General features: G+C 31.5%; 18 protein-coding genes. All 18 read left to right on the top strand.

The genetic code is table 11. The features are described 5' to 3' along the window. The first annotated feature begins 14 nt into the window (after positions 1–14). The 18 genes from HALHA_RS09295 (at position 15) to HALHA_RS09210 (ending at position 15,885) form a co-directional block, all read left to right on the top strand. A complete protein-coding gene (locus HALHA_RS09295) occupies positions 15–776 on the top strand; it encodes a 16S rRNA (uracil(1498)-N(3))-methyltransferase (RefSeq protein WP_015327522.1) in 762 nt (253 codons plus the stop codon). 453 nt (positions 777–1,229) lie between these two features. Then, entirely contained in the window at positions 1,230–2,489 is a 1,260-nt protein-coding gene (gene iscB, locus HALHA_RS09290) for an RNA-guided endonuclease IscB (RefSeq protein WP_015327521.1), read from the top strand. 77 nt (positions 2,490–2,566) lie between these two features. Further along, positions 2,567–3,865 carry a tRNA (N(6)-L-threonylcarbamoyladenosine(37)-C(2))-methylthiotransferase MtaB gene (gene mtaB, locus HALHA_RS09285; protein ID WP_015327520.1) on the top strand — a complete coding sequence of 433 codons (1,299 nt, stop codon included), beginning with the start codon at positions 2,567–2,569 and terminating at the stop codon, positions 3,863–3,865. 21 nt (positions 3,866–3,886) lie between these two features. Then, complete coding sequence (locus tag HALHA_RS09280; RefSeq protein ID WP_015327519.1) at positions 3,887–4,231, top strand: histidine triad nucleotide-binding protein; 345 nt, start codon at positions 3,887–3,889, stop codon at positions 4,229–4,231. An 18-nt stretch (positions 4,232–4,249) separates the two neighbouring features. Then, positions 4,250–4,693, top strand: a complete 444-nt coding sequence (locus tag HALHA_RS09275; RefSeq protein ID WP_015327518.1) for a GatB/YqeY domain-containing protein — start codon at positions 4,250–4,252, stop codon at positions 4,691–4,693. Positions 4,694–4,817: 124 nt separating this feature from the next. After that, entirely contained in the window at positions 4,818–5,096 is a 279-nt protein-coding gene (gene yqfC, locus HALHA_RS09270) for a sporulation protein YqfC (protein ID WP_015327517.1), read from the top strand. Between the two features lie 10 nt (positions 5,097–5,106). After that, on the top strand, positions 5,107–6,318 hold the full coding sequence (gene yqfD, locus HALHA_RS09265; RefSeq protein ID WP_015327516.1) for a sporulation protein YqfD: 1,212 nt from the start codon (positions 5,107–5,109) through the stop codon (positions 6,316–6,318). Positions 6,319–6,322: 4 nt separating this feature from the next. After that, complete coding sequence (locus HALHA_RS09260; RefSeq protein WP_015327515.1) at positions 6,323–7,273, top strand: PhoH family protein; 951 nt, start codon at positions 6,323–6,325, stop codon at positions 7,271–7,273. A gap of 18 nt (positions 7,274–7,291) precedes the next feature. After that, positions 7,292–9,427, top strand: a complete 2,136-nt coding sequence (locus HALHA_RS09255; protein ID WP_015327514.1) for an HD family phosphohydrolase — start codon at positions 7,292–7,294, stop codon at positions 9,425–9,427. Continuing rightward, positions 9,411–9,845 carry an rRNA maturation RNase YbeY gene (ybeY, locus tag HALHA_RS09250; RefSeq protein WP_015327513.1) on the top strand — a complete coding sequence of 145 codons (435 nt, stop codon included), beginning with the start codon at positions 9,411–9,413 and terminating at the stop codon, positions 9,843–9,845. Before HALHA_RS09255 ends, ybeY begins: the two co-directional genes overlap by 17 nt. Continuing rightward, positions 9,842–10,546: a diacylglycerol kinase gene (locus HALHA_RS09245; protein WP_015327512.1), complete on the top strand. Its 705-nt coding sequence runs from the start codon at positions 9,842–9,844 to the stop codon at positions 10,544–10,546. The genes ybeY and HALHA_RS09245 overlap by 4 nt, the downstream gene beginning before the upstream one ends. A gap of 41 nt (positions 10,547–10,587) precedes the next feature. Beyond that, positions 10,588–11,883 (top strand): hemolysin family protein, encoded by a 1,296-nt coding sequence (locus HALHA_RS09240; RefSeq protein WP_015327511.1) that lies wholly within the window; start codon positions 10,588–10,590, stop codon positions 11,881–11,883. Beyond that, entirely contained in the window at positions 11,884–12,486 is a 603-nt protein-coding gene (locus HALHA_RS09235) for a DUF502 domain-containing protein (RefSeq protein ID WP_015327510.1), read from the top strand. Next, positions 12,476–12,928, top strand: a complete 453-nt coding sequence (locus tag HALHA_RS09230) for a GNAT family N-acetyltransferase (protein WP_015327509.1) — start codon at positions 12,476–12,478, stop codon at positions 12,926–12,928. Before HALHA_RS09235 ends, HALHA_RS09230 begins: the two co-directional genes overlap by 11 nt. 13 nt (positions 12,929–12,941) lie before the next feature. Further along, positions 12,942–13,853: a GTPase Era gene (gene era, locus HALHA_RS09225; RefSeq protein ID WP_015327508.1), complete on the top strand. Its 912-nt coding sequence runs from the start codon at positions 12,942–12,944 to the stop codon at positions 13,851–13,853. A gap of 60 nt (positions 13,854–13,913) precedes the next feature. Beyond that, positions 13,914–14,600, top strand: a complete 687-nt coding sequence (gene deoC / locus HALHA_RS09220) for a deoxyribose-phosphate aldolase (protein WP_015327507.1) — start codon at positions 13,914–13,916, stop codon at positions 14,598–14,600. Between the two features lie 104 nt (positions 14,601–14,704). Further along, a complete protein-coding gene (gene recO / locus HALHA_RS09215) occupies positions 14,705–15,448 on the top strand; it encodes a DNA repair protein RecO (protein ID WP_015327506.1) in 744 nt (247 codons plus the stop codon). An 11-nt stretch (positions 15,449–15,459) separates the two neighbouring features. Then, on the top strand, positions 15,460–15,885 hold the full coding sequence (locus HALHA_RS09210) for a DUF4342 domain-containing protein (protein WP_015327505.1): 426 nt from the start codon (positions 15,460–15,462) through the stop codon (positions 15,883–15,885). The last annotated feature ends 40 nt before the right edge of the window (positions 15,886–15,925 follow it).

Genomic DNA, 15,925 nt, shown 5'->3' with positions numbered 1-15,925 from the left:
TGGGAGTGAATAAGATGAATCATTTTTTTGTAACACCAAAAGATATTAGAGAAGACCAAGTATTAATTACTGGTTCAGATGTAGGTCATATTACTCGTTCTTTACGTTTAAGTGCTAAAGATAAGATTACGGTAGCTGATGGAGAAGGGAATAAATATTTAGTAGAGTTAATTAGAACAACTAATGAGGTAGTAGAGGGCCAAATTATAGAAGAAATAGAAAGAAAAGTAGAATCTACAGTAGAGATTACTTTAATCCAAGGAGTACCTAAACGTAAAAAGAAAATGGATTTAATTGTTCAAAAGTGTACTGAATTAGGAATAGATAAAATCATTCCGATAATTACTGAGAGAACAGTTGTTAAGTTAACTGATAAAAAGGCTAATAAAAGACAAGACAGGTGGCAAAAGATTGCTTTAGAAGCAGCTAAACAATCTCGCCGGGCCAAGGTCCCAACTATAGCTAAAATAAAAGATTTTGCTCAGATGCCTGCTGTAGCTTCTGATGATCTAGCTTTAATTCCTTGGGAAGATGAGGATACTACAGGTATAAAAGAAGTTATGCAAGAGCAAAATGTAAGTAAAGTAGTTATTCTTATTGGCCCTGAAGGAGGATTTAGTCAATCAGAAGTAAACCAAGCTAAAAAAATAGGCTTTAAACCTGTTAGCTTAGGGGCTAGAATTTTAAGAACTGAAACAGCAGGTATAACTGCTGTAGCCTTGGCCCAGTATGAACTAGGAGATTTAGGAGCTATGAAACAGCTTATAAATTCCTAGTTAAAACTAGGTGAAGTTGATCGTTGCTCTCAAGGCAAAGGGAGTGTAGAGAACTGAAAAGTTCTTAGCACAATGCCTTCGTGTCCTGCGGACACTTCGTAACAAAAGGCGTTTCCTACGTTATTTGGTTAAAGGTTTTATACCGATAAGGTTATCACACTTTGGAATGTATTCATCAGTTCCAAATCGCAGGCAGAGCCTTGCTCTGTAAGCTGCTCTGTGGCACTAAGGAAGAAACCTTGTCTAAGTCTAGTTCTTCTGGATATGAAAGGCTAACACCGAAAGTGCATAAGCCCCATTTGACATTGCCAATAGCAGGGTGTTTCTACCCTGGCTATTGACTAAATCAGGGAGATAGCAGAAGTGGTTATGCCTCCACCTAACTTTAAGAGCAAGAATCTATATGATTCTGCGACAAAGAAGGGAAGTGCCCTGTAAGGGAGGTAGCCAGAGATGGCACAATTACAATATGCACTTGTGATAGATAATGAAGGTAAAATATTGGATCCGACTAAAGTCAAGAAAGCTTGGTATCTTATTCGTAAAGGGAGAGTTAAGTTAGTAGAAGAGTATCCACTTATCATTCAACTTAAAAAGAAAATACCTAAAGAAGAAGTTAATAACGACAAGATAGTTTTAGGTATTGATGATGGGTATGATAAAGTAGGTTTTGCTTTAATTCAAAAATGTCAAAGTAAAAACAAAGTATTATTTAAAGCAACAATGAAACAAAGACAAGAAGTTTCTAAACTTATGACTCAACGTAGAGAATATAGACGTTACCGTAGACAACACAAAAGATATAGAGCTAAAAGATTTGATAATCGTTCATCCAGTAAAAGAAAAGGTAGAATAGCACCATCTATTAAGCAAAAGAAACAAGCAATTTTAAGGGTAGTTAATTATCTTAATAAATTTATTAGGATAGATAAAATAGTTTTAGAAGATGTGGCAATAGATATTCGTAAGGCAGTAGAAGGAAAAGAACTTTATAGTTGGGAATATCAAGAATCTAATAGATTAGATGAAAACCTTCGTAAAGCTACTTTATACAGAGATGATTGTGCCTTCCAAATCTGTGGTGCTACTGATACTATGTTGGAAGCACATCATATAATACCCCAAAGAGATAGTGGAGCAGATAGCATATATAATCTGATAACTCTTTGTAAAGACTGTCATAAAGATAAAGTAGATGGTAGTGAGTATAAATATAAAGATGAATTTCTTAATATTATTGATGGTAAAGAACTAAATATAAAACCTGCTATGCACGTGATGCAAGGTAAAACCTGGTTAAGGGAAAAATTAAGTAAAATAGTTAATTTAGAGATTACAACCGGAGGCGATACTGCTAATAAAAGAATTGATTATGATATTAAAAAAAGTCATAGTAACGATAGTATTTGTATTACAAATTTATTACCTGTTGATAATCTGGATGTTAAAGAATACTTTATTAAACCTCTTAGAAAGAAGTCTAAGGCCAAAATTAAAGAATTAAAAGGCTTTAAGCATAGGGATATAGTTCGTTATACTAAGCGAAATGGCGAAACTTATGATGGATATATTACCTCATTAAGAATTAAAAACAACAAATATAAATCTAAAGTCTGTAATTTTACAACATTAAATGGTGAAAAAACTTTTAGAGGTTATGGACTGACTAATTTAACGCTTATAAATAGGCCAAAAGGTCTAATGATTATATAATTTATTTTAAAAGGAGGTGTGACTGGTTATAGATTGTTTTGAGCAGGATTAAATAGTTTTCTATAACTAGGTTAATTATGAAGCGGGTTGCTTTTTATACACTAGGATGTAAGGTTAATCGTTATGATACTGAAGCAATGATGGCTCAATTTGAAGAAGCAGGATACAAGGTAGTTGACTTTGAAGATAAAGCAGATATTTATATTATTAATACCTGTACAGTTACTCATCAAGGAGCTAGAAAATCACGTAAGATAACTAGACGGGTTAAAAGAAGAAATCCTGCTGCTTTATTAGCAGTAGTAGGTTGTTATCCTCAAGTAGAACCAGAAGAGGTATTAGAGAGTGCTAAAGTGGATTTAGTTGTAGGAACAGTAGGGAGAAGTAAGATTGTAGAGTTTGTAGAGCAAGCTGCTAAGGCAGATAAGCCACTTAGTTTTGTACAGGCAGTAGAGGAAGAAGATACTTTTGAAGAAGTTAAATTAGAAGAATTTAAGGGACGAACTAGAGCAGCTATTAAAATTCAAGAAGGCTGTGAACAATTTTGTTCATATTGTATTATCCCTTATGCTCGAGGTGCTTTACGAAGTCGTAGTTTAGATGATGTAGTAGCAGAAGCAAAGCGACTAACAAAGCATGGATTTCAAGAAATTGTATTAACCGGAATTCATTTAGGGGAATATGGTAAAGATAAGAGTGATCTTAATTTAGAACAGTTACTACAGGAATTAATTCTTGTAGAAGGAATTGAACGGATTAGATTAAGTTCAATAGAAGGAACAGAGGTTAGTGATGAATTAATTGATTTAATTGCTAAATCAGATAAATTATGTCGTCACTTACATTTACCCTTACAAAGTGGTTCAGATAAAATATTAGAGTCTATGAATCGGCCTTATAATAGCGAAGAATTTAAAGAAATGGTAACTAAAATAAAATCTAAAATTCCTGAAATTGCAATTACTACCGATATAATTGTAGGGTTTCCAGGGGAAACAGAAGAAGACTTTGCTAAAACTTTAAATTTAGCCCAACAACTTAACTTTAGTGATATTCATGTCTTTAAGTATTCTAAAAGAGAGGGAACTCCAGCCGCTAATTTTTCTAATCAAGTTCATTCTAAAGTAAAAAAAGAGCGTAGTAAGCAATTAAGAGAACTAGCTGATAAACTTGCTAGTGATTATCAGCAGCATTTTTTAGGCGAAAAGATGCAAGTTTTATTAGAAGAACGTGATTATAAAACTGGATTTTTAACAGGTTTTACAGATAATTATTTAAGAGTCTTTGTTGATGCAACTGATGAAGTAGCAGGGGAATTAGTTGAAGTAAAATTAAAGGAAAAAGAAGGAAAAATAATAGGCGGATTAGAAGATTAATATATGCTAGGGGGTGAAATAATGGAAGATTGCTTATTTTGTAAGATAGTCTCAGGTGATGTTGAAAGTGATATTCTTTATGAAGATGAGCAGGTAATTGCTTTTCAAGATATTAAGCCTCAAGCTCCAGTACATTTATTAATTGTACCTAAGAAACATATTTCTACTTTGCTTGACTTAAAAGAAGAAGATAATAATTTAGTAGGACATATTTATCAGGTAGCAAATAAATTGGCCCAACAGATGGAGATAGCCAAAGATGGTTTTAGAGTTGTAAGCAATTGTAAAGAGGCTGGTGGGCAAACTGTATTTCATATTCATTATCATTTACTTGGAGGACGTAATCTACAATGGCCACCAGGTTAATTAAAGGAGGAGTTAAGTATGTCAATTCAAGATAAATTATTAGAAGATATGAAAAAGGCAATGAAAAGTAAAGAAAAAGCTAAGTTATCAGTCATCAGAATGGCCAGAGCTGAAATTAAGGATGCTGAAATCAATGAACGTAAGGATTTATCTGATGATGAGATTATTGAAGTATTATCTAGATTAGTTAAGCAGACAAAAGAATCTTTAAGTGAATTTAAAAAAGCTGGGGATGAAGAACGAGTAGCAAAGGCTAAGCAAGAAATTAAAATTTTAAAGAATTATTTGCCTGCGCAGCTATCTAAAGAAGAACTTGCTAAGCTAGTTAAAGAAACAATTTCTGATTTAGGAGCAGAAGATATGAGTGATATGGGCCAAGTTATGGGCGCTATTATGCCCCAGGTTAAAGGTAGAGCTGATGGGAATCAAGTTAATAAATTAGTTAGAGAAAGATTACAATAGAAATTTTTAGACCTGACAGCTAAGTCAGGTCGTTTTTTATTTTTTGTTGTAATTAATATTTTTTTATTTACATAATATTTAAAGACAAGAGCTTCATCTTTGTGTAGTTTAAGGAGGAATTTAGATGAGGGATCAGGATAAGATAAAAGCTAAGTTAGCTAAATTATTTGATCTCCCTCAGGATGTATTATTAAATCTACCTGTAATTTCTATAATCGGAAATCTAAATATAAAGGTAGAAAATCATCGAGGGATTATTAAGTATACCCCTGAGTTAGTTAAAATCAAAGCTAGTAAAGGAGAGCTTTTGATTACAGGAAAAGAATTAATTATTGAAAAGCTAAGTAAAGAGAAGGTTATGGTTACTGGAAAGATAACTGATTTAAGTTTTGATTTGCTGTAAGGAGGATACTATGTTCCAAAAATTATATGATTTACTAAGAGGTTATTTACAATTAAAGATTACTGGTAATCAATTTAATAAGTTAGTTAATTTATTAATGCTTCAGGGAGTAGAGCTATGGAATATTGTGCGGATAGAAGATACATTCTATGCTAATATTAACTTCAAGGATTTTAATCGGATTAGAAGTAGTGTCAGGAAGACAGATTGCAAAGTAACAATTTACCAAAGAAAAGGATTCCCATTTTGGATAGACAAATTGATGGGACGTAAGGTTTTGGCTATCGGTATTGTATTTGTTATAGTATCAATTTATATTATGTCTCATTTTGTACTATTTATTGAAATTAAAGGGACAAAGGAGTTAAAAGAAGAAGAAATCATATCACTTTTGAATCAAGTTGAGATTTATCCTGGGGTTTTAAAGTCTAGTATTCCACTTCATGACTTAACAGATTTTATTATAGAGAATAAACCTAGGGTTAGTTGGGCTAATGTTTACTTTCAAGGGACAAAATTAATTGTTCAAATAGTGGAAAAGGAGCTATTGGATACTGAAATTAATCCTTCAGATATAATAGCTGAAAAATCAGGTGTTATCAAAGAGTTAATTGTTTTAAGAGGTAGCCCTCAAGTTGAAGAGGGAATGGTAGTTCAGCGAGGGGATGTATTAATTAGTCGGGAAGTTAAGGTAAAAAAGAAAGCAGAAGCAACTACTAATAAAGAAGAAATAGACGAATTTAAAATAAAGAAAGTAAAAGCAGAAGGTATGATTAAAGCTAATGTGTGGTATAAAGGATACGGAGAAGCAAAATTAGTTGAATATTATCAGCAGCCAACAGGAAATTATAAAACTAGTTTAATCATTAAGTTGAATGACCAAGAGTATGTATTAAAAGGCCCAAGTAAACCTCCTTATGCTAATTTTTTAGTTAAAGAAGAGGTAAAATCACTACCTCAATGGAGGAATTATGAATTCCCCCTAGAAGTAGTTATAAGGAAATATATTCAGATAAAAGAGTTTAAAGAAGTAAGGAGTTTTAAGCAAGCTAAAGAATTAGCTAAAGAAAGAGCTATAGATAGTATCTTGCAACGAATAGAAAAAGAAGCTATAATATTGAATAGTAAGTTAAAATTGATTGAAACAAATAATAATGAACAACTAGTGAGAATAAAAGCATTAGTTGAAGTCGAAGAAGAAATTGGAACTAGGAGGGAATAATTAGTTGGAGGAACTAACAAAAGAGTTAGAATTAAGTAACAATCACTCTGCAATTAGCATTTTTGGAAATCAAGATAAGACCCTAGAATTAATTGAAGAAGATCTTGATGTAGAAATTATTGCTCGTGGTAATTTAATTAAAGCAACTGGGGCAGAAAAATCAGTTGATAGAGTATTAGATTTATTCCAACAATTAGATGAGGTAGTTAAAGAGAAAGGAAGTTTAACTAGTCAAGAGATTGAGTATGCTATTGAATTAATTAAAGAAGATAAATTTTCTTTACAAGAAATATATTCTGATATTATTCAAGTTACCAGTTCTGGTCAAAAGATTAGACCCAAGACATTAGGTCAAAAGATATATGTTGATGCTATTCGTCAAGATGATATAGTATTTGGGGTTGGCCCGGCTGGAACTGGAAAGACTTTCTTAGCGGTTGTAATGGCAGTCAATGCTTTAATGAGTAACCAAGTTAAGCGCATTATTTTAACGAGACCAGCTATTGAAGCGGGAGAAAATTTAGGATTTTTACCGGGAGATTTACAAGAGAAGGTAGACCCTTATTTGCGTCCTGTTTATGATTCTTTATATGAAGTTTTAGGAACTGGTAAAGTAGAACAACTACTAGAGAAAAAAGTTATAGAAATAGCTCCTTTAGCGTATATGCGAGGAAGAACTCTAAAAGATTCATTTGTAATTTTAGATGAAGCTCAAAATACTACAAGAGAACAAATGAAAATGTTTTTAACTCGCTTAGGACGTAATTCTCAAGCTGTAATTAATGGGGATATCACTCAAGTTGACCTACCACATAAAAAACGGTCTGGTTTAGTACAAGCAAAAGAAATCTTAGAAAAAATTAAAGGGATTAATTTTGTTTATTTAACTAACCGTGATGTAGTGAGGCATCGTTTGGTAAAAGAAATTATTGCTGCTTATAAAGCACTGGAGTAAGTTTTAGGGGTGGATATTATGAAATTGTGGGGATATATGGTAGAAAAGGTTGAAGAAAGTAAATTTGATTTTTATAAGAATAAATTATTTCAACAACTAGTCTGGGGGATATTTGTTTTTCTTGTCTTAGCTTTATTAATAACTATTGATTTTTTACCTGATAGAGTTGATTTAGAGGTAGGACAAGTTAGTGATAATGATATTAAGGCTCCTAAAACGATTAAATATATTGATCATAAAAGAACTGAAGAACTTAAGGAAGAAGCAGCTGATGCAGTATCTAAAGTTTATGAAGAAGATGTGACAGTTTTAAGAGAAATAAAAAAAGAGGTTAATCACTTTTTTGCTTTAGTAAAGGATTTTAGAAAAAGGGATAGTAAATTAGAGATTAGGGTTAGTAATATTAAAGCACGAACAAAGTTAAGATTAGCGAGAGAAGATTATACTTATTTATTAAAGTTAAAGTTAGAGAAAATTAATAATCTCAAAGAAGATATTTTAGCAATATTAGTCAAGTATTTGACTAGAGGCGTAAAAAGTGATTATCTAGCGCAGGTCAAAGAACAGATGAAACGAGAAGTATCTAAAATAGGTAGATCTAGACAATATAATCAATTAGTTAAGAATATTACTCAACAGACTATTGAACCTAATCTTATTTTAGATTTAAGAGAAACCCGAAAAAGAAAAGAAAGAGCTAAAGAAAGAATAAAGCCTGTTAAACGGACAATTCATAAGGGTGAGATTATTATTCGACACGGGCGGGTAGTTACTGAAAAAGATGTTCAGAAGTTAAAGTTACTAGGATTAAGGGATCCTAAAGTAGATTATTCAAATATTATTGGTTACTCTGTGATAATATTGATTATGTTAGGGGTAATTATTATATATATCTATCAATATCATAGGCAGGTATTAAATAATATGAGTCAATTATATCTGTTGGGGTTATTGCCAATTATTATCCTCTTGCTAGCTAGGCTAGCAAATTATTTACCTACTAACTACCCTTCGTTTTTGGTTCCTATAGCGGCAGCTTCAATTTTGGTTGCTGTTTTAGTTGATACGGATATAGCAATAATATTTACTGTAGGATTATCTTTTTTAGTAGCAATAGTAAGTGATGAAACAATAGCAGATATAGCGGTTGCTATGATTAGTGGAATAAGTGGAATTTATAGCGTAACGAAGTTAAGCCAAAGGTCTGATTTAGTAAGAGCAGGTTTTATTGTAGGAGGGGCAAGTTCTCTTACTATCTTTGCATTTTTATTAACTAATCCTGTTTTAGAACTAGTTAGTTTTTTAAAAATAGTTCCTTTGGGTATAATAAATGGAGTAGTAGTAGCTATAATAACAAATGGTTTGTTACCTTATGTGGAGAATATATTTGGGATTACATCTCCAGTTAAATTATTAGAGCTTTCTAATCCTAATCATCCTTTATTAAAAAGATTATTAGTAAAAGCTCCTGGTACTTATCATCATAGTATTATAGTAGGGAATTTAGCTGAAGCTGCAGCTGATACAGTAGAAGCAGATTCTTTATTAGCCAGAGTAGGTGCTTATTATCATGATATAGGTAAGATAAAACGGTCTTACTTTTTTATAGAAAATCAAATCGGAGATGAAAATCCTCATGATAAATTATCACCTAATTTAAGCACACTGATTATTACTTCTCATGTTAAAGATGGAGTTGAAATGGCTAACAATTATAAATTACCAGAGGTAATTGTTGATATTATAAAACAACATCATGGTGAAAGTTTAGTTTCTTACTTTTATCAAGAAGCTGCTTATGATGATAAGTATGAGAATGTAGATGAGAGTGAATTTAGGTATCCTGGGCCAAGGCCACAGACTAAAGAAGCTGCTTTAATTATGTTAGCAGATACAGTTGAAGCAGCAGTTAGATCTAATATTGCTGTTCAAAGCAACCCTGATAAATTAGAAAAATTTGTAACAGATTTAATCAAAGCTAAATTAAATAGTGGGCAATTAGATGAGTCTGATTTAACACTAAAAGATTTAGATAAAATAGCTTCATCATTTGTTAATATTTTAAAAGGGATCTTTCATAATCGGATTGAGTATCCAGATAATATTGCTCAACAGTTTAAGGAAGGAGAAGCTAAAAATGACAGTTCTAATTAATAATTTACAACAGGATTCAGAGATAGACCGAGAAACACTAAATTTAATTGAGCAAGTTATTAATCAAGTATTAACAACTGAGGTTAAAGAAGATAAAGAAGTAAGTGTTGCTATTGTTAATGACCAATATATAAAAGAATTAAATAATAAATTTCGGGATAAAAATGAAACAACTGATGTTTTATCCTTTCCCCAAAATGATGAACAATTATTAGGTGATATTATAATTTCTTTAGAAACAGCCACAAGACAGGCAATTGAATATAATCATTCTGTAGCTAGAGAAGTTGGCTTTTTAACAGTTCATAGTATGTTACATTTGTTAGGATATAACCATAAACAAAAGGCAGAAAAAATAATAATGCGTCAAAAAGAAGAAGAAATTTTAACTCAGTTAGGACTGACTAGAGAAGAATGAAACTGATTGATCAGTTTATAAATAGTTGTAATTATGCTGTTTCTGGTATTATTAAGGCTTTAAAACAAGAAACAAATATGAAGATTCATTTTGGAATAGCTAGTATAGTTTTATTAGCAGGTTTATTATTTGATATTTCCAAAGTTGAATTATTAATTTTGTTCTTGTCTATTACATTAGTTATTGTTGCTGAAATGATTAATACAGCTATTGAAGGATTGAGTGATTTAATATCTCCTCAGTATAATCCACAAATTGAAGTGGTTAAGGATGTTGCAGCAGGAGCTGTTTTAATAACTGCTTTGAATGCTATAATTGTAGGTTATATTATATTTTTTAATGATTTAAATCCATTGACATTAAAATTATTACAACATGTACAAAAGACACCAATTCATCTTACCTTTATTTCATTAGTAATAGTTATGTTAGTAGTAATTGTAGTTAAAGCTTATTTTAAGACGGGAACTTTTTTACAAGGAGGTATGCCTAGTGGTCATACTGCTATAGCCTTTTGTTTAGTCCTAATTGTTTCTATGTTAACTACTAATGCTTTGGTAATTAGCCTGGCATTGTTATTAGCTTTATTAGTAGCTCAAAGTAGAATTGAGGGTCAAATTCATTCTTTTTGGGAAGTCTTTTTTGGTGCGGTAATTGGTAGCTTAGTCGGCTTATTGATTTTTCAAATACTACAGCTTTAAGTAATAGATATGGTAAGAAATATCTAAAGGAGGATTAATGTATGGAAATTTCGAGGTTTATTGAACCAGTTATTTTCTTCTTATGTTTAGGAGGCTCTGCCTTCTTTTCTGGTTCTGAAACTGCTTTAATGTCAGTTAATAGAATTGAGATTAGGCATTTAAAGCAGGAAGGTGATAAAAAAGCAGCTATTTTAGAGAAATTGTTAAGTACTCCAGATAGATTAATAGCCACAATCTTAGTAGGTAATAATCTAGTCAATATTGCGGCCTCTTCAATAGCTACTAAATTAGCTATTGATATATTCGGGAATGCAGGGGTTGGAATAGCTACAGGGGTAGTTACTTTACTTTTATTAGTTTTTGGAGAGATTACTCCTAAGTCAATAGCTAATAGTAAAGCACTAAAGTTTTCTATGACAGTTGCTCGACCGATTGAAATCTGTTATTATTTATTTTATCCTGTTGTTAAAATTTTAAATATAATAACTAGTGTATTAACAGGTAATAGAGGTCAGAAAGCGACTACTAAACCTTTTATTAGTGAAGAAAGAATTAGACGGTACTTAACTGTAGGGGAGAAAGAAGGAGTTATTGAGACTGATGAAAAACAAATGATTAATAGTATTTTTGAGTTTGATGATACTAGAGTCAAAGAAATTTTAGTACCTAGAATTGATATGATTTGTGTAGAAGTTAATGATTCAATAGAAGAATTAATAGATATTGTAGTTGATATGGGATTATCTCGAATTCCTGTGTATAATGATACAGTTGATAATATAGTGGGGATTGTTTATGCTAAGGATTTACTGCCATTACTAACAGAAGATAATCATCAGATGAATATTCAAAAGATTATGCGACCTGCATTTTATGTGCCTGAGACTAAAAAGGTAGATAATTTGTTAAGCGAATTAAAGAAAGAGAAAATACATATGGCTATTATATTAGATGAGTATGGTGGGACAGCTGGTTTGGTAACTATTGAAGATTTATTAGAAGAAATTGTTGGTGATATTCAAGATGAATATGATGAAGAAGAAAAGTTAATTAAGATGCTTGAAGATGATGAATTACTGGTAGATGGTAGAGTTGATATTGATGAGATCAATGAGGTTTTAGGTATAGACTTACCAGAAGAAGACTATGAAACTATTAGTGGCTTTATTTTAAGTATGTTAGGTTATGTACCTGATAATGGAGAGAGAATAGAGTTTGAAGATCTAACGGTTAGTGCAGAAGAAGTAGTACAACGTCGGATCTCTAAAGTAAGAATCAAACAGACTACTACTGATGATAGATCAGAAAATCAAACTGAGGAACAAGGTGAAGATTAGATGTTAAAGCAAATTAGAAATTACTTTATTACGGGATTAGTTGTTTTATTACCCTTGCTTGCTACTATATATATTCTAAGTGCTGTAATTAGTATGGTAGAACAGGGCTTTGGCCCTTTAATTGAATTTATTATTGGCAAAAGAATTTATGGATTAAGTATAATAATTAGCGTAGGAGTTATTTTAGGTGTAGGGGTTATAGCAACTAATGTATTAGGAAAGAAGTTAATCGAATTTGGAGAAAGAATACTGACTAAAATACCAATAGTCCGTAATATTTATTTAACGGTACAACAAATTATAGAAGCTTTATTTAGAAAGAATAAGACTGCTTTTCGCAAAGTGGTAGTGGTAGAGTACCCACGCCAAGGAATTTATCAGATTGGCTTTTTAACTAAGGAAGGAATTGCCCGGATAGAAAGGAATTTAGACTTGGAGGTAGTAAGTATATTTATCCCAACAACTCCTAATCCAACATCTGGTATGTTAGTTTTAATTCCTAAAGAAGAAGTAACTTATTTAGATATGACAGTAGAGGAAGGTTTAAAACTGATTGTTTCTGGGGGAACTATAGTTCCAGAGGAGGGATATCGTGGCAGTTAAAATAGAAAGACTAACTACTAATAACTTTGATGTAATAAAAGAAATAGTACAGATTGAAGTAGAAGCTTTTGGAGAAGGTGGTTTAAATCAGTGGGGCTTAACTCCACTACTTCATCATGGTGCAGTATATGTGCTTTATATTGCTGATAAGCCGGTTGGAGTGATAGAGTACCTTAGAGATATGGAAGAAGTAAATCAGGCTTATTTATATGGTTTAGCTGTTAATTCAGATTACCAAGGTCAAGGATTAGGTGAACAGTTATTAGATTATTCACTGCAGCAATTACAAAAGTTAGGTATAGTTACTGTTGAGTTAACAGTTGCTCCTAATAATCAAGCTGCTTTAAAGTTATATCAGAAGTTTGGTTTTAAAAAGAAAGAGTTTCGCAAGCAAGAATATGGTCCTAATGAAGATAGATTAATTATGCAGTTAAGATTTTAAAGGGGGATATCAAATGAACAATTTAGAAGTAGGAGCTGATTTTAAATCAGGTTTTATTACAGTAATAGGACAACCTAATGTAGGTAAATCAACTTTAATTAATCAATTAATTGGTCAAAAGATAGCTATTACTTCACGTAAAGCTCAAACAACTAGAAATAAGATTCAGTGTATTTTAACTTTAGACCAGGCACAAATGATTTTTCTTGATACACCTGGAGTACATCAATCTCAGGATAAGATGGGCCAATATTTAAATGAAGTAGCTACTCAAGCTCTTAAAGATATTAACTTAGTTTTATTTATGGTTGATGCCAATTATCCTCCTAACTATGATGATAAAAGAATTGCTCAACAATTGACTGGAATAGATACTCCAGTTTTACTAGTTTTAAATAAAGTAGATACTATAGATAAGAAAAAGTTAGCCAGTAGAATTAATGATTATGAAAAATTAGGTAATTTTATAGAAACAGTCACTATATCTGCTTTAGAAGAAGTTAATCTTGATCACTTAGTTGATCAAATTGTAGAGTTTATGCCCCAAGGGCCAAAGTATTATCCTGATGATATGGTTACAGACCAGATTGAACAATTTATTATTGCTGAGTTAATTAGAGAGCAAGTTTTAAATTATACGCACCAAGAAGTTCCTCATTCAGTAGCTGTAGAAATTATTGATTTTAATGAACGGCAAGAACAAGAATTGATTGATATTAGAGCTAATATTTATGTAGAGAGGAAATCACAAAAAGGGATTTTAATTGGTAAGAATGGTAGTATGCTTAAAAAAATTGGTAGCGCGGCAAGAGAAGATATAGAAAGCTTATTAAATACTAAAGTTTTCTTAGATCTATGGGTTAAAGTAAAGAAAGATTGGCGAGAGAAAGAAGATGCCTTAAAGATGTTAGGTTATAGAGGTTGATAAGATGGGTTAAAAAAGAGATGTTTCTCGATTATTTAATGTAAAAAGGAGCTGATGTAGATGGCAATTAAACCTAAAGATATGGTTAAAGTTGTAGATTATACTATTTTAGATCCAACTGTTACGGTATCTGAAGTAAAAAAAATCTGTGAAGAAGCAAAGGAATATAATTTGGTGGCAGTATGTGTTAATCCGTGTTTTGTACCATTGGCTGCTCAATTACTAAAAGATAGCTCGGTTAAGGTTAGTACTGTCATTGGATTTCCTCTAGGAGCTTCTACAGCCAAAACTAAAGCTTATGAAACTAAAGATGCTTTAGATAATGGAGCACAAGAGATTGAAGTAGTAATTAGAACAGGTGATATTAAAAAGAAGAACTGGAATGCTATTAGAGAGACTGTTAAACCTGTAATTGAAGCAACTAAGTTATCAGGAGTCTCTAAAGATATTATTACTAAGGCCATAGTTGAAATTTCTTATTTAGAGGAAGAAGAAATTATAGCCGTATCTAAGCTACTTAGAGAGATTAGAGTTGACTTTATCAAGACTAGTACAGGATTTGGCCCGCAAGAAGTTGCAGATTTAGAGGATGTTGCTTTAATTAGAAAGATAGTAGGTAGATCAATTGGGGTAGAAACTTATGGTGGAGTTAAAGGTTTTGATGATGCTATTGAGAAGTTAGATGCAGGAGCAAATAGAATCGGGACTAAAAATGCTATAGAAGTAGTAAGAAGTAGAGAAGATTAATTTTCCTGTTATGAAGATTATTTTTTTAGTGCACAATAAACTAAAGGGATTACTAAAGAGAGGTAGTGGTAAGGGCTCTCTTCTCAGAAAAAGGATTGATATAAATGAGCCTATTTGATACAGATGCAATAGTATTGCGCCACTATGAGTTAGGTGAAGCAGATAAAATCATTGTTTTATTTAGTAGGAATAAGGGAAAGATTAGAGTTGTAGCTAAAGGGGTAAGAAAAACTAAAAGTAGTCTAGCAGCAGGATTAGAGCCTTTCACTTACAATCATATATTGGTTTATCAGGGTAAATCAGATTTGGGGAATTTAAGTCAGTGTGATATTAAAGATTCCTTTAGTAGTTTAAAGGATGATATTCTTAAAATGACAGCAGCTTCTTATTTAGCTGAACTAGTTAATGAATTAACAGTTGATCATCAACCACATCAGGATATTTTTGATTTATTATTACTAACTTTAAAATTGTTGGATCAGTTAGATGAAATTGATTTATTGCTTAGAACTTTTGAGTTAAAGCTATTAAATTTATTGGGTTATCAACCTTATATAACTGCTTGTATTAAATGTGGAAGAGAAGTTGATCAAAGTGTTAAGTTTAATTTAATAGCAGGTGGGTTGACTTGTGATAAATGTGCTAGTAATCAAGATTTAAGGGTAAGTCTTGGCACAGTTAAATTTATAGAACAATTAATAAAGCTAGATTATAGGCGATTATTAAGACTAAAATTACCTGAATATGCTAATAAACAATTAACTAATATCATTCCAGCTTATATTGAAACAATTACCGAAAAAGAATTAAAGACTATCTCCTTTTTAGATTCTCTAAAAGACATTTAAGGGGGAAAACAATGGAGGAAATAAATAAACTAGATGTTATAGTAGAGAGAACTGGAGTTAATTATAAGAAGGCGGTTAATGCTCTAAAAGCTGCTGATGGTGATGTATTAGAGGCTGTACTTGCTATAGATAATGATCAAGAGAGTAGACAAGGAAAGAAAGAAGAACAGAATAGATTTAACCAACAACAAAAGCAACAAAAACAGTTCAAAAACGAATTTCAAGTTAGAGGAGAAGAAGTAATAACGAAAGTAAAAGAATTAATTAAAAAGGGTAATGTAACTAGAATTAATATTAAAAAAGATGGACGTACTGTGCTTAATATTCCTGTTACTGCGGGAGTAATAGGAGTTGTATTAGCACCTTATTTAGCAGCTTTAGGTGCTATAGCAGCAGTAGCAACTAAATATAAAATTAAAGTAGAGCGTTCTAAATAAAAGTGACTTTATTGACAAAAAGTTGAATCTTTGATATATT

Origin of the sequence: Halobacteroides halobius DSM 5150, from assembly GCF_000328625.1 — a bacterium.
GTDB classification, from domain to species: Bacteria; Bacillota; Halanaerobiia; order Halobacteroidales; family Halobacteroidaceae; genus Halobacteroides; species Halobacteroides halobius.
The sequence above is the reverse complement of the archived record's forward strand: the minus strand, read 5'-3'. Positions and strand labels throughout refer to the sequence as shown.